Raw genomic sequence first — 19434 nt, forward strand, 5'->3', positions numbered from 1 at the left:
CCTCGCCCCCGTCCTCGTACCCGGTCACGCCTACGATTGATCGGGACCGCCGGCTGGCCGACGCCTGGAGAGGACGCCCGGCACCTAGAGGGCGGCGACCACGACCACGGGGAAGGCCCGGTATGAGCAACAGGGACGCGCAGGAGCGGATACGGGAGATCTGCCTCTCACTTCCAGAGACGACGGAAAAGCCGTTCGGCGGGCACACGGCGCCCTCCTTCAGAGTTCGCGACAAGCTGTTCGTGATGACCAGTGAGGACAGTCTCTCGATGACCTTCAAGGCTGGCCCGGGAGTGCAGGAGGCCCTGGTTGCGGAGGCTCCCGAGCGCTTCTTCGTCCCGAAGTACGTGGGAAGCAAAGGATGGGTAGGCGCCCACCTCAACGTCGACCACGACTGGGACGAGATGACCGAGCTCATCGAGGACAGCTACCGCCTCGTCGCCCCGAAACGCCTGGTGAAGCTACTCGAAGACCAGTAGTCCCCTCGCCCTCGTCCACCCGCAGAACCACGACCCCCACCCCAGCATCGAGGACATCCCCAGGCGAGCCAGCGCGTAGACCCTCGCCCATCAAGGTCTACGCCTTGACCCGACCCTGCACCGGACGTGTCACCGTTGACGGGCGAGTCGAGCCAGCCGGACGGCCAGACGGCTCATCGTCGCGTCATCGGGCGCCCAGCCCCGGTGCAGCATCGCGGTGAGCAGAGCCTCCCAGTAGGGCGCCGGACGGTGTAAGAAGTCCTTGGTGACAGGAATGATCTCCCACCCCATCTCCTTGGCCAGCCACGCACGTCTACGCCGGTCGTGCGCGCGGGCCGCCCGGCCGCTGTGATGACGCTCGCCGTCGTATTCGAGACCGACACGGAACTCGGGATATCCGAGGTCGACGTATAACCAGTTCCCATGCGGACCCATGACCGCGACTTGCGTCTCCGGGCGCGGGAACCCAGACCTGATGACCGCGACCCGGGTCCAGCTCTCACCGGGTGAGGCCGCACCGCGGTCGCTGAGGCGGATCACCTCACGCAGGCGCTTGTTGCCGCGATAGCCGGGCAAGGCCCGAGCCATCTTGGCGAGCTCTTCGGTGGCCACTCCCTGCCGAAGGAACTGGTCCAATGCCGCGACCGCTTCGTAGCGAGGCAACCAGCGGGCGCAGTCCAGAGCCGTCCTGGTGAGGGATGTGATGCGAACACCGGCCTCCTCCACCACATGCTCCGCCGGAACCAGCACGGCGTCTGCACCGACCAAGGCCGAGCCGTTCGAGCTCAGCAGTGAGCCACCCGGGCCGTTGGACAGACGCGCGGAGGTAGGCGTCCCGTCCCGATCCGGCGGCGGGACAGTAGGCGCCGGCGCCCCGTCACCCGAGTCCGCCAACGCACCGGAGACCGTCCCGGACGCCGCAGATGCGATCGGCGTCTCCTCCGTCGCTCCAGCTGCAGCGGAATCTGACGCCCGGGAAAGGTCGGACGGGCTTCGGGTCCTCGCCGGTACGACCAACTCGATCTCCCAGTCGGCCTCGTCCACTCCCGGCGGTAAGACATCGAGCCCCCAGATCCAAGCCGCGGTGCGGCGGACCATGACCATCTCCTCTGGCAAGAGGCTGCTGAGCGCGGCGGCTCGCGCGGCGATCGAGGCTCCTTGCACGGGGACACGGTCCACACCGTGCCCGACGGGGACGATCGAACCGGCGGGTGTTCGCTTCCAGGAAAGGCTGAATCCGTCCATGAGCACCGATGATGGCCGGTCCGGCAACGGCCGGTAAGGCGGTCGCGACAATGTGGATAACTCTGGATAGCCGCAGGTCAGAGAGGGAGTCAGCGTAATGCGACGGGTGACCCCACGCCCGCCGAGTCACCGTCCGACCGAGCCGGACGCATGCCGGCCGCCGCCCTCACCCCCGACGGCGACGGCCGCCCAATCGCCGATGCGCTTGATCAGTTGCGGCGTGGCGGCCACTTCCGCATGGCCGAACCCCGGTTCGACCCACAGTTCACGCGGTTCGTCCGCGGCTTCGTACAACTGCCGACCGTGCTCAAGAGGAAAGAAGGCATCCGCGTCCCCATGGACGATGAGGAGCGGCACCGGAGCGATCCGTCCGACGACCTCGTGTGGGGCTTCCGGCACGGGGTCCCACCCATCCCGGGCGATCCGGGTACCGCGGGCAAGGCGGACGGCCAGCCGGCCGGCGCGTCGTTCGATGGCCCAGTGCACACGCCGCATCGGCACCGTGTCGCGGTAGTACCAGCGAGCAGGCGCGCTGACGGACACCACTGCGTCGACCCCACCGCGCAAGGCCGCGTGCCTGATACCGACGGCACCGCCCATGGAGAACCCCGTCACGACGATCCGCTCATAGCCTCTGCGGCGGGCCGCGGCGACAGCCGCCTCGATGTCGAGCACCTCACGGTCGCCGACGGTGGAGCGGCCACCGGACTTGCCGTGTCCACGGAAGTCGAGCCCGATCACCCCGCCCTGCCCGTTGAGGACACCGGCGATCCGGCGAAGCGCGGGCTGCCGCCATGAGCATGTGAAACCGTGCGCCAGGACGAAGCACAGATCGCCGCCGCCCCTCAGGTGACCTGCGTCGATCCGGACGTCGTCGGCGGTGTACAGCGTGAGAGATTCGGGCATCACCACGATCTCCATGATCGGGCATCAACCCGTGGTCATGAGCGCCCCCGTCAACTCTTCAATAGCCGGCCGGCGCACTGACCAGCGGGAACGCCCTCCCACGAAGATCACCGGCAACTTCCCGAATTTTCCGGTGCCCACCCGTCGGAGAAGCGGCCCGTCGAACGATGGAGGTATGCGACGTCCTCCCCCGTCTGAAGGCGGGGATGCCGACCCGATCCCTACGTAGGCAGGAGAGCAGGTTGAGGTTCGCGGGAGACGGCGCCCCGGGCACGGCGGCGGACAAGGAGGGCCACGATGACCGATCCGCTGGAGGCTCTCCGCTCCCCGATCGTCCCGGTCGCCCCCGACCCCATCTTCGCGGCGCGGCTGCGGGAACGCCTGCAGCGCGCGCTGCTGCAACCCACGGGAGACACCATGACCACCACCACCCAGGAAACAACCGCGCAAATGCGTACGCTCACGCCGTACCTCTGCGTGGACGATGGAGAGCGCGCCCTGCGCTGGTACGCGGACGCGTTCGGCGCGGAGGTCCGCGACGAACCCGTCGTCATGGACGACGGACGCGTCGGTCACGCGGAACTGGCGCTCGGCGATTCCATCATGATGCTCGCCGACGAGTTCCCCGAGATCGGGCTGCTCGGCCCCAGGGCACGCGGCGGCCCGAGCCAGTCGCTCTACCTGCGGGTCCCAGACGTCGACGTGGTCTTCTCCCGCGCCGTCGAACTCGGCGCCACCCCCGACCGGCCAGTGGCGGACTCTCCCCACGGCCGCAACGGCGTGGTCACGGACCCGTTCGGACACCGCTGGATGATCACGACACCGCCCGCCCCCGAGCCGTCCCACCTACGCCATGGCGATGTCGGGTACGCCTCGATCTGGGTCCCGGACGTCGACCTCGCCACCGAGTTCTATGGCGCCGTCCTGGGATGGCACGCGGTACCTGGGAGCGACCCGTCCGCCCGTCAGGTCGAGGGGCTGCCCGAGCAGCACATCGGTATGTTCGGCGGTCAGCAGCACCGCACCGCATACCTGGCCTTCGCCGTAGAGGACGTCCACGAGACGAGCCGCCGGATCCGCGACGCGGGCGGCCGCGCCCAGGAACCGACCGAAGAGCCCTACGGTCTTTCCGCAATGTGCACGGACGACCAGGGCATGGAGTTCTCGGTCTACCAACCGCCCAGCCCCGTCGAGCGCGAACTCGCGGCACGGGCCGGGCTCACCCCCCAGCACGGAGAGATCTCCTACCTGACGATCGGCGTCCCGGACATCGCCCGCGCCCACGCCTTCTACAGCACCGTCCTGGGCTGGGAGTTCACCCCGGGCCACACCCCGGGCGGCTGGAGCGTCCAGCTCGGCGGCACAGAGATACAGCCGATGACCGGCATGCACGGCGGCACCGAACGTCCCGTGGTGGTCCCGATGTACGCGGTCGACGACATCCAGTCCGCCGTCTCCCGCGTCCACGAGGCCGGCGGCACTGCAACAGAGCCCGCCCGCCAGCCCTACGGCATCACCGCGCAATGCACCGACAACCAAGGCACTCAGTTCTACCTGGCCCAACACTGACTCAGCCCGAAAAGCACACGCCACAACACACACCGAAACCACCCACCACCAAGGCCAAAGAATCACCCCAAACCCGACAAACAGGGGATCATCCCTAACTCCGGAAGGTGGATATCGGGCACCACTGCGTGGCTGAATAGGGAGCGCGCAGGGTACGTAGTCCGTTGTGTCTCCAGGGCGGGGTGATCTACGGACTTGGGCCCGGTCGGTGCGGGCGGCGACGATCGCGCGGTGTGCGTGAAGGCGCGCGAGACTTCGCGGGACGGCGAAGACGGCGTCGCGGTTCCCGTCGAGGGAACGGCCGGTGACTACGCACGTCAGACGATGGTCTCCTCGGCGCAGGCGCATGAGCGGGCCGCGCGACTGCTGGAGGAGATGGCCGACGCCCATCCGGAAGAGGCCGAGGCACACCGGCAGTCGGCGCGGCGCCATCTCAAATGGGCCGAGAACGACCGGAAACTGGCGGAAAGGTATGCGCCGCGAAACGGCGACCCCGACAGACGATGAGGGGACCTAAGCGAGGAATCAGAACATGACCGTAGACCCGTTACGGTCACACCGCCGTGTCCGCACCCGGAAGCTGTCGCACTACTTGCCACCACTTCGCAGATCCAGGGAGCGAGCTGGACGCGCTCAATGACGCCGCCACGTCCGTAACCCGGGGCTGTCGGGGCTGCTGGTCACCAACGAGCCGCGCCGGTTTCAGTCGGCTGCTATCGATGAGCCGGACGATGTCGTCGATATGGTGTCGATCTCCCTCCGCCGACGGAAGCGGCACACGCCGTGTATGCATCCGGGGGCCGTTGGGCTGCTCGCCGCCGACGTGGGGCGGTGTGGCGAATCGGTTGGGCGGGCTGTGGCGGTGGCGGGCGGTGTGTAAAGATCAAGGTGATCTGAGGAGGTCGCTGTGCGTATTGGTGCTCTGTTGGTCGAACGCGGCGAGGCCGATGCGCTCGGCAAGCTGGCGGATGATGTGCGGCGCGCCGCGGACGACGGGTTCGCCTCCGCGTGGATCTCGCAGATCTTCGGACTGGACGCGCAGATGGCGCTGGCCGTCGCCGGGAGCGGCGTGCCGGGCATCGAGCTCGGCACCGCGGTGGTGCCGACGTACCCGCGGCACCCCGCGGTCATGGCGCAGCAGGCGAGGACGACGGCGCTCGCGTTGCAAGGGCGGTTCACCCTCGGCATCGGGCTGTCACACAAGATCGTCATCGAGGACATGTACGGGTACGACTTCGGTCGGCCGCTGCGTCACATGGACGAGTACCTGTCGGTCCTGCTGCCGCTGCTGGCGGGCGATAGCGCGGCGTTCAAGGGCGAGACGCTCCAGGGCAACATCGGCCTTTCCGTGCCGAACGAAGGACGGGTGCCGGTTCTCCTCGCGGCGCTCGGTCCCAAGATGCTCAAGCTGGCGGCGGAAAGAGCGGACGGCACCGTCCTGTGGATGACCGGGCCCGTCACCGTCCGCGAGCACATCGTGCCGACCATCACCGGGGCGGCCAAGGCGGCGGGGCGACCGGAACCGCGGGTGGTGTGCGTCCTGCCGGTTTGCGTCACGGACGAGGTCGAGCAGGCGCGGGAGCAGGCGGGCCAGACCTTTGAGATGTACGGGATGCTGCCGTCGTACCGAGCGATGATGGACCGCGAGGGCGTGGGCGGCCCCGCCGACCTGGCCATCGTCGGTGACGAGGACAGGGTCGCGGCCAAACTGGACGAGCTGGCGAAAGCCGGCGTCACCGACTTCGTCGCGGCCGAGTACGTCCCCGGCGAGGGCCGCGGCAGGACGAGAGAGTTCCTCAAGTCCTACATGGCCGGCTGATTCCGACCGCACACGGCAGCCACCGACCGCTGAACGGTCGGCCGCCACCACCACCGCACGCAGGAGCTCACCTGGTCCGGTGAGCTGGCGTTGCGGTGGGGGATGTGGGCGGTTGTGTGGGATTAAGGGCTGATAGCGTTGCGATGCTGCGCGCCAGGAGCGAAGTCCGGTGGAAATCCGGCGCTGTCCCGCAACTGTGGAGCCCGCTAGGAGAGCGGGCCGAGCCAGGTCGCCTCCTTGCGCGCCGACGATTGTCGACCCTCGTGGAAGGGCGACCCGTCATGTGCGGGCCGCGGCTTCCCTGTAGCCAGGAGGCTCCTGTGAGACCCGTCCGTTCCCTCGGCGCGGTGATCGTGCTCGTCGCCGCTTTGGCCACCGGATGTGGTGGCGGCACGGATTCGTCCGGTGACAAGAGGTCCGGTGCCCAGGCGGTCACGGTTCAGGCCGCCAACGGGGCGGTGACCGTCCCGGCCAAGCCCGAGCGGATCGTGTCGCTGTCCCCCGCCCACACCGAGACGCTGTTCGCGATCGGCGCCGGGCCGCAGGTGGTCGCGGTGGACGACTACTCCGACTACCCCCCGAACGCGCCCAAGACGAAGCTGTCGGGGTACCAGCCGAACGCCGAGGCGGTCATCGAGTACAAGCCGGACCTCGTCGTGGTGTCCGACGACCTGAACGGCATCGTCAAGGCGCTGGAGAAGGTGAAGATCCCCGTCCTGCTGGAGCCGGCGGCCAACAATCTCGACGAGGCGTACGACGAGATCCGCGACCTCGGGCTGGCCACCGGGCACGCCGACGAGGCGGAGAAGCTCATCACCGACATGAAGGCGAGCATCAAGGAGACCGTCGACGCCTCGTCCCAGGCCAAGGGCCTCACGTACTACCACGAGCTGGACAACCAGCTGCACTCGCTGACGTCGAAGACGTTCGCCGGCCAGGTCTACGGGCTGTTCGGCCTCCGCAACATCGCCGACGAGGCGGAGAAGGCGAGCAGCGGGTACCCGCAGCTGTCGCGCGAGTTCCTGCTCAAGCAGGACCCCGACCTGATCTTCCTCGCCGACACCGTGTGCTGCGGCCAGAACGCCGAGACCCTCGCCAAGCGCCCCGGCTGGTCGGATCTGAAGGCGGTCAAGAACGGCGGCGTGGTCGAGCTCGACGACGCCATCGCGTCCCGCTGGGGTCCCCGCCTGCCCGAGTTCGTCAAGGCGATCGGCGACGCGGTGCAGAAGGTCCAGTGATCAGAGCACTGGACGGCCGGCCGTGAAACCGCGGCTTCCCCGGGACGTCCGGGAACGTCCGGCCGGGCGGGCCAGGCTCCGGCCGGTCTCGCTCGCGGTGGCGGTGCTGCTGCTCGCGGCGACGCTGCTGGCGGGGGTGCTGGTCGGCGCGGCCGGCCTGCCGGTCGGCGGGGTGCTGAAGGCGCTCGCCGACCGGCTTCCGTTGGTGGACGTCGACAGCGGCCTCGGTGTCCTCGACGAGAACGTCCTGTTCCAGTTGCGGGTGCCGAGGGCGCTGATGGCGGCGCTGGTCGGCGGGATGCTCGCGATGGCGGGCGCCGGGTACCAGGGCGTGTTCCGCAACCCGCTCGCCGACCCGTACCTGCTGGGCGCGGCGGCGGGCGCGGGTGTCGGCGCGACGATGGTGATCGTGCTGATGCCGGGTGATCCCGGCTACGCGGTGCCGCTCGCCGCGTTCGTCGGCGCCATCTCCGGCGTGCTCCTGGCGTATGTGCTGGGCAGCGCGGCGGGACACGCGAACGGCGCGGCGACGCTGGTGCTGGCCGGGGTCGCGGTGTCGTCCTTCCTGGCCTCGGTGCAGACGTTCCTGCAGCAGGTCAAGGCGGAGGAACTGCACCGGATCTTCTCCTGGCTGCTGGGCGGCGTCGGGTCGGCGGACTGGCGGCAGCTCGCGCTGATCGCCCCGTACTCGCTGGTGTCGACGGTGGTGCTGCTCGCGCACGGCCGGCTGCTGGACGTGCTGAGCGTCGGCGACGAGGAGGCGGCGTCGCTCGGCCTGTCGGCGACGCGGGTGCGGATGACGGTGCTGGTCGCGGCGTCGCTGGCGACGGCCTGCGCGGTCGCGGTCAGCGGGCTGATCGGGTTCGTCGGGATCGTGGTGCCGCACGTGGTGCGCCGCCTGGCGGGCAGTTCGTACCGGATCGTGCTGCCGTTGTCGCTGCTGGGCGGAGCCGCCTTCCTCGGCATGGCGGACCTCGTCGCGCGGACGGTGGTCGAGCCCGCCGAACTGCCGCTCGGTGTGGTGACGGCGTTCGTCGGCGGGCCGTTCTTCGTCGCGGTACTGCGCGCGAGCCGCAGGGAGGTGCAAATGTGACCGTGCTGGTGAAGGGCCTGGACGTGGCCCTGGACGGGCGGCCGGTCCTGCAGGGGGTGTCGCTGGACGTCCCCGCCGGGTCGTGGACGGCGATCATCGGCCCGAACGGAGCGGGCAAGTCGACGCTGCTGCGCGCCGTCCTCGGCCTGGTCCCGTCGCACGGCGAGGTCACCGTGGCGGGCATGGACCTGGGGACGCTGAAGCCGCGGCAGCGCGCCCAGCTGATCGCCTACACACCGCAGACCCCGAAGCTTCCGGCGGGGATGACGGTGTTCGACTACACGCTCCTCGGCCGGTCTCCGTACATCCCCCACCTGGGACGGGAGGGCGCGCGGGACCGGGCCGTCACCGCGAAGGTCCTCGACCGCCTGGACCTCGCCGCATTCGCGGACCGTCTCCTGGGTCACCTCTCGGGCGGTGAGCGGCAGCGGGTGGTGCTGGCGCGGGCCCTGGCGCAGCAGACGTCGGTGCTGCTGCTGGACGAGCCGACCGCCGCCCTCGACATCGGCCACCAGCAGCAGGTCATGGAGCTGATCGACCGGCTGCGGCTGTCGGACGGGCTGACGGTGGTGACGACCATCCACGATCTGACGCTGGCGGGTCAGTACGCCGACCGGCTGGTCCTCCTCTCGGCCGGGCGGGTGGCCGTGGCGGGCGAGCCCGCGCAGGTCCTCACCCGCGCCGCCGTCGAGGAGCATTTCGACGCCCGGGTGCGGGTGACCCCCGGCGCCGGCGGGCGGCCGGTCCTGTCGCTGGAGCGTCCGTGAACATCGAGACGGTGTGGCGCGAGGAGGACGGCGCCCGCCTCGCCGCGACGGTGTGGCGGGCGGGCGACGGGTACCGGATGATCTCGTCGGCGATGCTCGGCGGCGGACTCGGCCCCGCCCGCTGGGTGCTGAACGCGCAGGTCGCGGGCGGTTACTCGCGGATGGACCCGGTCGCGCACCTGGAGGAGCTCGCGGCCTCGTACGGCTTGGCCGGGCCGGGCGTCGGGATGCTCACCGCGGCCTCGGTCTCCCGGACCATGCGGCGCCAGGATGAAGGCGTGCAGGTCTCGGCGACGGTGGGGCTCCGCGTCCCGACCTGGGCCGCGTCCCCTGCCGACCGGCCGGATCCTGAGCTGGCCCCGATCCACCTGGACGGGTCGTCCCCTCCGGCGTGGTCCCCCGGAACCGTCAACATCGTCGTGGCCGTGCCCGTGCCGCTGAGCGACGCGGCACTGGTGAACGCGGTCATGACGGCCACCGAAGCCAAGACCCAGGCCCTTCTAGAGGCCGGATACCCCTGCACGGGCACCGCATCCGACGCGATCTGCATCGCCGCACGTCGCGTGGGTGGCGGCACGGAGGTGGAGGTGTTCGCGGGGCCGCGGTCGGTCTGGGGGGGTCGGATCGCGCGGGCCGTGCATGCGGCCGTCCTCGCGGGTGCCCTCGACTACACCGTGTACCTGAACATCCGGAACAAGGCTCCGGGCTGATCGCGGCAGGCGCCGGCCGCCGTACCACCCCGGTGCGGTACGGCGGCCGGCTCAGGGCCAGTGCAGTCTGGGAAGGGCCTCACCTCCTCGCGGTGCTTCGGTCGGCCGGCATGACCGTCAGCCGGCGTAGGGAAGGTGGCGTCCGTTGTGCCGCCCGCCGTTCCGCGCGGGATCGGTGGCGAGCGGGTCCCCGAAGTCCAGGGACGAGCCGCCCGCCGGCGGCATCTGGTGCAGCCCCGTCGGCGGTTCCCGGTCGACCATCGGGCGGGGGCCGCCGTCGCGGGGCCCGCCCGCGAGGGTGGTGAGCGCGTCGACCCGGCGGCGGGCGCGGTCGGCCTCGGAGCGGGCGGCGTCGCGTTCGGCGGTCAGCGCCTTCACCGCGGCGCGCAGTTCCTCGGCGGTGCGGGTGAGCTGCCAGTTGTGCTGTTCGAGTTCGCGGGCCCGCGCCTGGGACTGGTCGAGGTCGGCGACGGCCTGGCCGCGTTTGGCCTCGGCGTCGCGGACGGCGGAGCGCAGGTCCTCGGTGGTGCGCTTCGCGCGTTCCGCCTCGAAGCGCCGCGACTCGACGAGGGTCTCGGCCTCCGACAGCCGCCCGTGCAGGGACACGAGTTCCGCGCGGGCGTTCTCCAGGGAGGCGAGCAGTTCGCCTTCGCGGGAGGCGAAGCGGTCGCGTTCGCGTTCCGCGGCGAGCCGGGCGGCGCCGGCCGCGTCGGCCTCCTCCCCGGCCTCCTGCCGTTCGCGGCGGGCGGCGTCGAGTTCGGCGGTGAGCCGCTCGTTCTCGGCGCGGGCGGCCGCGGCCTCCTGTTCGGCGGCGTCCGCGCGGGTGCGGGCGGTGGCGGTCTCCCGCCAGGCGATCTCGGCCTGCCGCTGCGACGCGTCGCGTTCGCGCTGCGCGACCGCGATGTGCCCGGCGGCGTCGGCCTGGGCGTCGGCGATGCGGCGTTCGACGCCGGCGACGCTCAGCTCGGACATGAGGGAGCCGGCGAGCCGGTCCGCGGCGCCCTCCAGCCGCTCGACCATCTCCCAGGCCCACGCGACCTGGCCGGTCAGGCCGGGAGCCTCCCGGCCGCGTTCGCGGACGTCCCGGGCGGAGCGCTCGCAGGTGCCGTCGGCGTCCTGGCAGTAGCGGACGGTGCGGGCGCCGCGCACCGGCTGCGGCACGGGCCGTCCGCAGCCGGCGCACGGCCATACCGCGACCGGTTCGCCGAGGCGTGCGACACCGGCGCGGTCGTCGTCGCCCGCCGCACGCCGCGGCGCGAGATCGCCGTACGCCTGCACCATCTCCGGCAGCGCCTGCGTCGTTTCCGCGGGTGATTCGCCGCTGGGCGCCGGGTCCGCGCCGAAGTCACCGCGGGACTCGGACGCGGACCCCGTGAAGGAGGAGGCCGGGTCGGGATGGAGGGCGGAGTCGGGGATGACGGGAAGGTCGGTCTTCGTCGGGGAAGGGGTCGGGGCCACGTCGTCGAACGGGGCGACCTTCTGGTCCTTCATGTCCCGTTGTACGCAGCGGCTCCCGGAGGCGTTCGACGATCCCGGCAACGACTTCGGCCCCGTCCCTCCCCGGCGGCCCCCGGGTACCTCAGCCCGCGTTCTCCCCCAGGTAGTCCTCCCTGACGCGGCGCCGGCTGAGCTTGCCGGACGGTGTCCGCGGCAGCGAGTCGCGGAACTCGATGCGGCGCGGGTGCTTCAGTTTCGCCAGCCGGGGCTCGCAGTGCGCGAGCAGGTCGGCGGCGAGGGCGTCGCCGGCGACGGCGCCCTCGGCCGGCTCCACGAGCGCGACCACGACCTGCCCCCAGTCGTCGTCCGGGACGCCGATGACGGCGACGTCGCCGACCGACGGGTGCTGCAGCAGGGCGTTCTCGATCTCGGCCGGGTAGATGTTCACGCCGCCGGCGATGATGAGGTCGGTGCGGCGGTCGCTCATGAACAGCCAGCCGTCCTCGTCGATGTGGCCGAGGTCGCCGGGGGTGTAGAAGTCGCCGCGCATGGCGGCCGCGGTCTTGCCGGGGTCGCCGTGGTACTCGAACCCCGGCTGGCCGGTCGCGTAGATCAGGCCGGTCTCGCCCGGCGGCAGCTCGGCGCCCTCCGCGTCGAAAATCTTGATCTGCACGCCCTCGACCGCGCGCCCGACCGTGCCGGGGCGCGCGAGCCACTGCTCGGGGGTCGCGACGACGACCGGGCCGCTCTCGGTGCTGCCGTAGTACTCATAGAGCACGGGCCCCCACCAGTCCATCATCCGCTGCTTGGTCTCGACGGGGATGGGCGCGGCGCTGTGGTAGATCTGCCGCAGCGACGACAGGTCGTAGCGGGCGCGGACGTCGTCGGGCAGGGCGAGCATGCGGTGGAACATCGTCGGCACCATGAACGAGTTCGTCACGCCGTGCCGCTGGATCAGCTCCAGCGTCTCCTCCGGCCGGAAGTGCGGGACGACGACGAGGGCGTGCCCGAGGTTGAGCGACATCAGCGCGTGGACGCACGGCGCGGAGTGGTAGAGCGGCCCGATAGCGAGGTGCACCTCGTCGCCGGGTTCCAGGCCGAGGTGCTTGATCAGCGTCTGCTTCATGACGTCGAGGACGAGTTCCGGCGGGACGTCGAGGAGCGGCCGCCGGACGCCCTTCGGCCGGCCCGTCGTCCCGGACGTGTAGAGCATGATCGAGCCCATCTGCCGCTTGCCGGGCGGTTCGGCGCCGCCCGTGGCGCAGAGCGCGGCCAGGGTGCCGTAGCCCTCGGCCGGGTCGACGCTCACGCGTCCCTCGGCGGGGATGCCCGCCTCGTCGGCCGCGCCCGTCACGACGTCGGCGAACGCGCTCTCGGTCACGACGGCCTTGGCGCCGCTGTCGGCCAGGATGTACCCGATCTCGGGCGTGGTCAGGTGGCGGCTGACGGGCACGAGGTACAGCCCGCTCTGGAACGCGGCCAGCAGGACGATCAGGAACTCTGGCCGGTTGCTGAGGACGGTCGCCAGCGAGTCACCGGGCTCCAGCCCGAGCCCGCCCAGCGCGTTCGACAGGCGGTTGACCTCGGCGTGCATCTCGCCGTAGGTCATCGGGTCCCCGGGGGCCAGGATCGCCGGGCGGTCCGGGTGATTCTGCGCGATCTCGTAGAAGCCGACACCCTCGACGCCCATACGGCACTCCTCTGTCCGGGGTCAGATGGTCAAGAAATGACCTTTGGTACATCTGACCTAGTACGGCACGGCCACGTCAAGGATTCGGGGGACTTCTCCTGACCGGCGGGACCGGTCCGGACCAGGTCAGACGGCGCCGCGGCCGGCCCCGTCCAGGCCGGCCCCGTCCAGGGCGGCGCGGGCCATGGTGTGGAGGAGGCCGCCCATCGCGTCGCGGCCGAGCCCGGCGGCGCTGCGCGGGGTCGAGTTGAGCAGGCCGAAGCAGGCGTGGACGGCCGCGCGGGTGCGGCCGTCCGGCAGGCCGGGGTGGAGGCGGCGCAGGACGGCGACCCATTCCTCCACGTAGGCGCGCTGCAGGCGGCGGATCCGGTGGCGCTGCGGCTCGGGGACGTTGTCCAGCTCCCGCTCGTGGACGGTGATCAGCGCGGGGTTGTCGAGGGCGAACGCGATGTGCCAGCTCAGCAGCGCGTCCAGGGCGCGGCCGGGGTCGGGGCCTGCGGCGCGGCGGACGCCCTCGGCGAGCAGCCGCTCGCTGATGTCGAGGAGCATCTCGGCGAGCACGGCCTCCTTGCCGCTGAAGTGCCGGTAGAGGGCGGGCCCGGTGAGGCCGACGGCGCGCCCGAGGTCGCCGATGGACACGCCGTGGTAGCCGCGGCGCGCGAACAGTTCCGCCGCGGCGCCGAGGATCTCGGCCCGGCGCGGGTTGGGCGGGCCCGCCGGGGAGTCGGGCCCGGCGGCCGCCCCGGCGGGGCGGGACGTCATGCGCGCCAGTCTAGACTAGAGTTGTTAACGATGGTTAACATCGGCATTGTTAACGCTCGTTAACCGGAAAGGGGGGTCATGAGCGGACCCGAGACCGGCTCCCCCGCCGACACGGCGGCCGAGGCGTTCAAGGCGAGCGCCGCGCACAACGAGGCCCTCGTCGCGGAGCTGCGCGAGCGCATCGACCGGGCCGGGCGCGGCGGCCCCGAGCGGGCGCGCGAGCGGCACGTCGCCCGCGGCAAGCTCCTCCCCCGCGACCGCGTCGACACGCTCCTCGACCCCGGATCGCCCTTCCTGGAACTGTCTCCGCTCGCCGCGACCGGAATGTACGGGGACGAGGCCCCCGGCGCCGGGATCATCACGGGGATCGGGCGGGTCTCCGGCCGCGAATGCGTCGTCGTCGCCAACGACGCCACCGTCAAGGGCGGCACCTATTACCCGGTCACGGTGAAGAAGCATCTGCGCGCCCAGGAGGTCGCGCTCCACAACCGCCTCCCCTGCGTCTACCTGGTCGACTCCGGCGGCGCGTTCCTGCCCCGGCAGGACGAGGTGTTCCCCGACCGCGAGCACTTCGGCCGCATCTTCTACAACCAGGCCACGATGTCGGAGCGCGGCATCCCGCAGATCGCGGCGGTGCTGGGGTCGTGCACGGCGGGCGGCGCGTACGTCCCGGCGATGAGCGACGAGGCCGTCATCGTCCGCGGCCAGGGGACGATCTTCCTGGGCGGGCCGCCGCTGGTGAAGGCGGCCACCGGCGAGGTCGTCACGGCCGAGGAACTGGGCGGCGGCGAACTGCACTCCCGCACGTCGGGGGTCACCGACCACCTCGCCGAGGACGACGCGCATGCGCTGCGGATCGTCCGCGACATCGTCGCCACCCTCGGCCCGCGCGAACCGCGCCCCTGGGACGTCGCGCCGGCCGAGGCCCCGGCCCTCGATCCGGGCGAGCTGTACGGGATCGTCCCGCCCGACCCGCGCACCCCCTACGACGTGCGCGAGGTCATCGGCCGGATCGTGGACGGCAGCCGCTTCCAGGAGTTCAAGAAGGAGTACGGGCCGACGCTCGTCACCGGCTTCGCCCGCGTTCACGGCCATCCGGTCGGGATCATCGCCAACAACGGCATTTTGTTCAGCGAGTCAGCGCAGAAGGGAGCGCACTTCATCGAGCTGTGCGACCGGCGCAGCGTCCCGCTCGTCTTCCTGCAGAACATCACCGGGTTCATGGTCGGGCGGGAGTACGAGGCGGGCGGCATCGCCAAGCACGGCGCGAAGATGGTCACCGCCGTCGCCTGCGCCCGCGTCCCGAAGTTCACCGTCGTCATCGGCGGCTCGTTCGGCGCCGGCAACTACGCCATGTGCGGCCGCGCCTATTCGCCGCGCTTCCTGTGGATGTGGCCGAACGCCCGCATCTCGGTCATGGGCGGCGAGCAGGCCGCCAGCGTGCTCGCGACCGTCCGCCGCGACCAGATGGAAGCGCGCGGTGAGGAGTGGCCCGTGCAGGACGAAGAGGCTTTCAAGGCCCCGATCCGCGAGCAGTACGAGGCGCAGGGCAACCCGTACTACTCGACGGCGCGGCTGTGGGACGACGGGGTGATCGACCCGCTCGACACCCGCCGCGTGCTGGGGCTCGGGCTGTCGGTCGCCGCCAACGCGCCGCTGGAGCCGGTCGGCTACGGCGTCTTCCGGATGTGAGGGTGTGATGTTCGACAGCGTCCTGGTCGCCAACCGCGGGGAGATCGCCGTCCGCGTCTTCCGCACGCTGCGGCGGCTCGGTGTCCGGGCGGTCGCCGTCCACACCGACGCCGACGCCGGGGCGCGGCACGTCCGGGAGGCGGACGAGGCCCTGCGCGTCCCCTCGTACCTGGACATCGAGGCCGTGCTGGCGGCGGCCCGCGACTCCGGGGCGTCGGCCGTGCATCCGGGGTACGGCTTCCTCGCGGAGAACCCGGAGTTCGCGCGGGCGTGCGGCGAGGCGGGCCTCGTGTTCATCGGCCCGCCGGCCGAGGCGATCGAGGCGATGGGCGACAAGATCCGCGCGAAGCGGACCGTCGCGGCCGCCGGCGTCCCCGTCGTCCCCGGCCGCGACGAAGCGGGCCTTACAGACGCCGAACTGAAGGCCGCCGCGCTGGAGATCGGGCTGCCGGTGCTGCTGAAGCCGTCCGCGGGCGGCGGCGGCAAGGGGATGCGGCTCGTCCGCGCGGCGGCGGACCTGCCCGAGGCCATCGCGTCCGCCCGCCGCGAGGCGCTCGGCTCGTTCGGCGACGACACGCTGCTCGCCGAGCGGTTCGTCGAGAACCCCCGGCACATCGAGATCCAGGTCTTCGCGGACGCCCACGGCAACGCGGTCCACCTGGGCGAGCGCGAATGCAGCCTGCAGCGCCGGCACCAGAAGATCGTCGAAGAGGCGCCGTCCCCGCTGCTGGACGCCGCCGCCCGGGACCGGATGGGCGCCGCCGCCGTCGCCGCGGCCCGCGCCGTCGGGTACGCGGGCGCCGGGACGGTCGAGTACATCGTGTCCGCCGACCGCCCCGGCGAGTTCTACTTCATGGAGATGAACACCCGCCTCCAGGTCGAGCATCCGGTCACCGAGCTGGTCACCGGCCTCGACCTGGTCGAGCTGCAGCTCCGGGTGGCGGCAGGCGAGCCGCTCCCGCTCACCCAGGACGACGTCCGTCTCAACGGCCACTCGATCGAGGCCCGCATCTACGCCGAGGACCCCGCGCGCGGGTTCCTCCCGACCGGCGGACGCGTCCTGGCCCTGACCGAGCCGGCCGGCGCCCGCGTCGACTCCGGTCTCGACACCGGCACCGAGGTCGGCGGCTCCTACGACCCGATGCTCGCCAAGGTCATCGTGCACGGCGCCGACCGCGCCGAGGCCCTGCACCGCCTTGACCGGGCCCTGGCCTCCTACACGCTGCTGGGCGTCCCGACGAACGTCGCGTTCCTGCGGGCGCTGGTGCGCCACCCGTCGGTCGTTTCGGGCGATCTGGACACCGGGCTGGTCGAGCGCGTCCTGGACGACCTGGTGTCCGGCGCGGCCGTCCCGCCCGAGGTGCTGGCCGCCGCCGCGCTCGAACGGATGCGCGCCCTGGAGACCGGAGACGACCCCTGGGACATCCCGGACGGCTGGCGTCCCGGCGCGCACGCCTGGGCGCCGTGGATCATCACCCCGTCCGGCGGCGAACCCGTCGAGGTCCGCGTGCAGGGGCGCGCCGCGGACGCCCGCGTCGCGATCGGCGGCGGCGCCCCGGTCGCGGCCTCGCTCACCGCGCCCTTCACCCTGGCCTACGCTGGCAGGACGACCTCGTTCGAGGCCGCCCGCGACGGGCACACGCTGTGGCTCGGCCGCGACGGGCACGCATGGGCGCTGAGCGAGCACGTCCGCGCCGAGGCGGGCGCCGCGTCCGCCGCGGCGGGCGACGGGGTGCTGCGCAGCCCGATGCCGGGCACCGTCCTGGCCGTCAAGGCGGCCGAGGGCGACCGGGTGTCGGCGGGGCAGCCGCTCGTGGTCGTCGAGGCGATGAAGATGGAGCACGCCGTCACCGCGCCGCTGTCCGGCACGGTGACGCAACTGCCGGTACGCGCGGGCGCGCAGGTCGCCCTCGACGCCGTGCTGGCCGTGATCGAGGAGGAATGACGATGCGGGTACCTCTCTCCGGCCTTCCGAGGCGTGTCTCGATCTACGAGGTCGGGCCGCGGGACGGGCTGCAGAACGAGAAGGCGGTGGTCCCCGTCGACGTCAAGTCCGAGTTCGTGACCCGGCTGGCCGCCGCGGGGCTGCGCACGATCGAGACGACCAGCTTCGTCCACCCGAAGTGGGTGCCGCAGCTCGCCGACGCCGAGGACCTCCTCAACGTGCTGCCCCGCTCCCCCGACCTGCGCTACCCCGTCCTCGTCCCGAACGCGCGGGGCCTCGAACGGGCGCTGCGCAACGGCGTCACCGAGATCGCGATCTTCGGCAGCGCCACCGAGGCGTTCGCCCGCCGCAACCTGAACCGCACCGTGGCCGAGTCGATCGAGATGTTCGCGCCCGTCGTCGAGCGCGCCCACCGCGAGGGGCTCTGGGTGCGCGCCTACATCTCGATGGTGTGCGGCGACCCCTGGGAGGGCGACGTCCCCATCGAGCAGGTCGTGTCGGTCGCGTCCCGGCTGATGGACCTCGGCTGCTCCCAGCTCAGCCTCGGCGACACCATCGGCGTCGGCACGCCCGGCCACGTCACCGCCCTGATCGAGGCGCTCGGCGCCGCGGGCATCGGCACCGAGCGGCTCGCCGTCCACTTCCACGACACCTACGGGCAGGCCCTCGCCAACACCCTCGCCGCCCTCCGCGCCGGCGTCACCTGCGTCGACTCGTCGGCGGGCGGCCTCGGCGGCTGCCCGTACGCCGAGAGCGCCACCGGCAACCTCCCCACCGAGGACCTCGTCTGGATGCTGCACGGCCTCGGCATCGACACCGGCGTCGACCTCGGCAGGCTCGTCGAGACGAGCCACTGGATGGCCCGCCGCCTCGGCCGCCCCAGCCCGTCCCGCGTCGTCCAGGCCCTCTCACCGAAACCGGAGTAGTAATGATCGACTTCACGCTCAGTGACGAGCAGGAGGAGTTGCGGAGCACGGTCGAGCGGTTCGCCCGCGACACCGTCGCACCGGTCATCGGGGACCTCTACGAGCGCGGCGAGTTCCCGTACGAGATCGTCGCCGCGATGGGCCGGATGGGCCTGTTCGGGCTGCCGTTCCCCGAGGAGCACGGCGGCATGGGCGGCGACTACTTCGCGCTGTGCCTGGCCCTGGAGGAGCTCGCCCGCGTCGACTCGTCGGTCGCGATCACGCTGGAGGCCGGGGTCTCGCTGGGCGCCATGCCGATCTACCGGTTCGGCTCGCCGGAGCAGAAGAAGCGGTGGCTGCCGCAGTTGACGTCCGGGGAGAAACTGGCGGCGTTCGGGCTGACCGAGCCGGGCGGCGGGTCCGACGTCCCCGGCGGCATGCGCACCACGGCCCGGCTGGACGGCGACACCTGGGTGATCAACGGCTCGAAGTCGTTCATCACCAACTCCGGCACCGACATCACCGCGTTCGTGACGGTCACCGCCTTCACCGGCGACGGCGAGATCTCCACGATCATCGTCCCGAACGGCACGCCCGGCTTCACGGTCGGGCGCAAGTACTCCAAGGTCGGCTGGTCGGCGTCCGACACCCGCGAGCTGTCCTTCGACGACGTGCGCGTCCCCGCCGAGAACCTCGTCGGCGAGCGCGGCCGCGGCTACGCCCAGTTCCTCCGCATCCTGGACGAGGGCCGCATCGCGATCGCCGCGCTGTCGGTCGGCCTCGCCCAGGGCTGCGTGGACGAGTCCCTCCGCTACGTCCGCGAGCGGGAGGCGTTCGGCAAGGAGATCGGCCGCTACCAGGCGATCCAGTTCAAGATCGCCGACATGGAGATGCGCGCCCACACCGCCCGCCTGGCCTACTACGCCGCGGCCGCGAAGCTCCTCGCCGGCGAGCCGTTCAAGAAGGAGGCGGCGATCGCCAAGCTCGTCTCGTCCAACGCCGCCATGGACAACGCCCGCGACGCCACCCAGATCTTCGGCGGCTACGGCTTCATGAACGAGTACGCGGTCGGCCGCTTCTACCGCGACGCCAAGATCCTCGAAGTGGGCGAGGGCACCTCGGAGGTCCAGCGCATGCTGATCGCCCGCGCCCTCGGCCTCCCCCCGTCCTGACGCGC

The 19434-nt window shown here is 71.7% G+C and carries 17 protein-coding genes and 1 riboswitch; of the genes, 12 read left to right on the top strand and 5 right to left on the bottom strand.

Translation table 11 applies throughout. The annotated features are described in order from the left end of the window. Window positions 1-122: 122 nt before the first annotated feature. Complete coding sequence (locus E1200_RS11870; protein WP_131951908.1) at window positions 123-479, top strand: MmcQ/YjbR family DNA-binding protein; 357 nt, start codon at window positions 123-125, stop codon at window positions 477-479. Window positions 480-608: 129 nt separating this feature from the next. On the opposite strand, the gene E1200_RS11875 is transcribed toward E1200_RS11870, so the two are convergent. Continuing rightward, window positions 609-1724: a hypothetical protein gene (locus E1200_RS11875; protein ID WP_131951909.1), complete on the bottom strand. Its 1116-nt coding sequence runs from the start codon at window positions 1722-1724 to the stop codon at window positions 609-611. Window positions 1725-1850: 126 nt separating this feature from the next. After that, entirely contained in the window at window positions 1851-2645 is a 795-nt protein-coding gene (locus tag E1200_RS11880; RefSeq protein ID WP_165950291.1) for an alpha/beta fold hydrolase, read from the bottom strand. A 282-nt stretch (window positions 2646-2927) separates the two neighbouring features. Between E1200_RS11880 and E1200_RS11885 the strand changes: the two genes are divergently transcribed. The 7 genes from E1200_RS11885 (at window position 2928) to E1200_RS11915 (ending at window position 9826) form a co-directional block, all read left to right on the top strand. Further along, window positions 2928-4199, top strand: coding sequence for a VOC family protein (locus tag E1200_RS11885; RefSeq protein ID WP_131951910.1), 1272 nt, complete (start codon window positions 2928-2930; stop codon window positions 4197-4199). Window positions 4200-4394: 195 nt separating this feature from the next. Next, window positions 4395-4706: a hypothetical protein gene (locus tag E1200_RS11890; RefSeq protein ID WP_131951911.1), complete on the top strand. Its 312-nt coding sequence runs from the start codon at window positions 4395-4397 to the stop codon at window positions 4704-4706. Window positions 4707-5106: 400 nt separating this feature from the next. Further along, window positions 5107-6018, top strand: coding sequence for an LLM class F420-dependent oxidoreductase (locus E1200_RS11895; protein WP_131951912.1), 912 nt, complete (start codon window positions 5107-5109; stop codon window positions 6016-6018). 113 nt (window positions 6019-6131) lie between these two features. Next, window positions 6132-6256: riboswitch (cobalamin riboswitch) on the top strand. Window positions 6257-6338: 82 nt separating this feature from the next. Continuing rightward, window positions 6339-7256: an ABC transporter substrate-binding protein gene (locus E1200_RS11900; protein ID WP_131951913.1), complete on the top strand. Its 918-nt coding sequence runs from the start codon at window positions 6339-6341 to the stop codon at window positions 7254-7256. Between the two features lie 22 nt (window positions 7257-7278). Continuing rightward, window positions 7279-8349 (top strand): iron ABC transporter permease, encoded by a 1071-nt coding sequence (locus E1200_RS11905; protein WP_131951914.1) that lies wholly within the window; start codon window positions 7279-7281, stop codon window positions 8347-8349. Next, window positions 8346-9116: an ABC transporter ATP-binding protein gene (locus tag E1200_RS11910; RefSeq protein WP_131951915.1), complete on the top strand. Its 771-nt coding sequence runs from the start codon at window positions 8346-8348 to the stop codon at window positions 9114-9116. The genes E1200_RS11905 and E1200_RS11910 overlap by 4 nt, the downstream gene beginning before the upstream one ends. After that, entirely contained in the window at window positions 9113-9826 is a 714-nt protein-coding gene (locus tag E1200_RS11915; protein ID WP_347813213.1) for an adenosylcobinamide amidohydrolase, read from the top strand. Before E1200_RS11910 ends, E1200_RS11915 begins: the two co-directional genes overlap by 4 nt. A 117-nt stretch (window positions 9827-9943) precedes the next feature. On the opposite strand, the gene E1200_RS11920 is transcribed toward E1200_RS11915, so the two are convergent. From E1200_RS11920 to E1200_RS11930, 3 genes are all read right to left on the bottom strand, one after another. Next, entirely contained in the window at window positions 9944-11317 is a 1374-nt protein-coding gene (locus tag E1200_RS11920; RefSeq protein WP_131951916.1) for a chromosome segregation ATPase, read from the bottom strand. An 88-nt stretch (window positions 11318-11405) separates the two neighbouring features. Further along, window positions 11406-12953 carry an AMP-binding protein gene (locus E1200_RS11925; RefSeq protein WP_131951917.1) on the bottom strand — a complete coding sequence of 516 codons (1548 nt, stop codon included), beginning with the start codon at window positions 12951-12953 and terminating at the stop codon, window positions 11406-11408. Window positions 12954-13079: 126 nt separating this feature from the next. Continuing rightward, window positions 13080-13715 (bottom strand): TetR/AcrR family transcriptional regulator, encoded by a 636-nt coding sequence (locus E1200_RS11930; protein WP_131951918.1) that lies wholly within the window; start codon window positions 13713-13715, stop codon window positions 13080-13082. A 78-nt stretch (window positions 13716-13793) separates the two neighbouring features. On the opposite strand from E1200_RS11930, the gene E1200_RS11935 reads away from it, so the two are divergent. Genes E1200_RS11935 through E1200_RS11950 form a run of 4 tightly spaced genes read left to right on the top strand, consistent with a single transcriptional unit; the run spans window position 13794 to window position 19429 of the window. Beyond that, entirely contained in the window at window positions 13794-15407 is a 1614-nt protein-coding gene (locus E1200_RS11935) for a carboxyl transferase domain-containing protein (RefSeq protein ID WP_131951919.1), read from the top strand. A gap of 7 nt (window positions 15408-15414) precedes the next feature. Further along, window positions 15415-17352, top strand: a complete 1938-nt coding sequence (locus E1200_RS11940; RefSeq protein WP_131951920.1) for a biotin carboxylase N-terminal domain-containing protein — start codon at window positions 15415-15417, stop codon at window positions 17350-17352. Window positions 17353-17354: 2 nt separating this feature from the next. Beyond that, a complete protein-coding gene (locus tag E1200_RS11945) occupies window positions 17355-18278 on the top strand; it encodes a hydroxymethylglutaryl-CoA lyase (protein ID WP_207933306.1) in 924 nt (307 codons plus the stop codon). Between the two features lie 2 nt (window positions 18279-18280). After that, window positions 18281-19429, top strand: a complete 1149-nt coding sequence (locus E1200_RS11950) for an acyl-CoA dehydrogenase family protein (protein ID WP_131951922.1) — start codon at window positions 18281-18283, stop codon at window positions 19427-19429. Window positions 19430-19434 lie beyond the last annotated feature (5 nt).

The sequence above is a fragment of the Actinomadura sp. GC306 genome (assembly GCF_004348665.1).
Taxonomy (GTDB): domain Bacteria; phylum Actinomycetota; class Actinomycetes; order Streptosporangiales; family Streptosporangiaceae; genus Spirillospora.

What these genes read in the sequence shown, in the direction of transcription:
- E1200_RS11870 (WP_131951908.1), top strand. Translation starts at nt 123, where the DNA reads ATGAGCAACAGGGACGCGCAGGAGCGGATACGGGAGATCTGCCTCTCA.
- E1200_RS11875 (WP_131951909.1), bottom strand. Translation starts at nt 1,724, where the DNA reads ATGGACGGATTCAGCCTTTCCTGGAAGCGAACACCCGCCGGTTCGATC.
- E1200_RS11880 (WP_165950291.1), bottom strand. Translation starts at nt 2,645, where the DNA reads ATGGAGATCGTGGTGATGCCCGAATCTCTCACGCTGTACACCGCCGAC.
- E1200_RS11885 (WP_131951910.1), top strand. Translation starts at nt 2,928, where the DNA reads ATGACCGATCCGCTGGAGGCTCTCCGCTCCCCGATCGTCCCGGTCGCC.
- E1200_RS11920 (WP_131951916.1), bottom strand. Translation starts at nt 11,317, where the DNA reads ATGAAGGACCAGAAGGTCGCCCCGTTCGACGACGTGGCCCCGACCCCT.
- E1200_RS11925 (WP_131951917.1), bottom strand. Translation starts at nt 12,953, where the DNA reads ATGGGCGTCGAGGGTGTCGGCTTCTACGAGATCGCGCAGAATCACCCG.
- E1200_RS11930 (WP_131951918.1), bottom strand. Translation starts at nt 13,715, where the DNA reads ATGACGTCCCGCCCCGCCGGGGCGGCCGCCGGGCCCGACTCCCCGGCG.
- E1200_RS11935 (WP_131951919.1), top strand. Translation starts at nt 13,794, where the DNA reads ATGAGCGGACCCGAGACCGGCTCCCCCGCCGACACGGCGGCCGAGGCG.
- E1200_RS11940 (WP_131951920.1), top strand. Translation starts at nt 15,415, where the DNA reads ATGTTCGACAGCGTCCTGGTCGCCAACCGCGGGGAGATCGCCGTCCGC.
- E1200_RS11945 (WP_207933306.1), top strand. Translation starts at nt 17,355, where the DNA reads ATGCGGGTACCTCTCTCCGGCCTTCCGAGGCGTGTCTCGATCTACGAG.
- E1200_RS11950 (WP_131951922.1), top strand. Translation starts at nt 18,281, where the DNA reads ATGATCGACTTCACGCTCAGTGACGAGCAGGAGGAGTTGCGGAGCACG.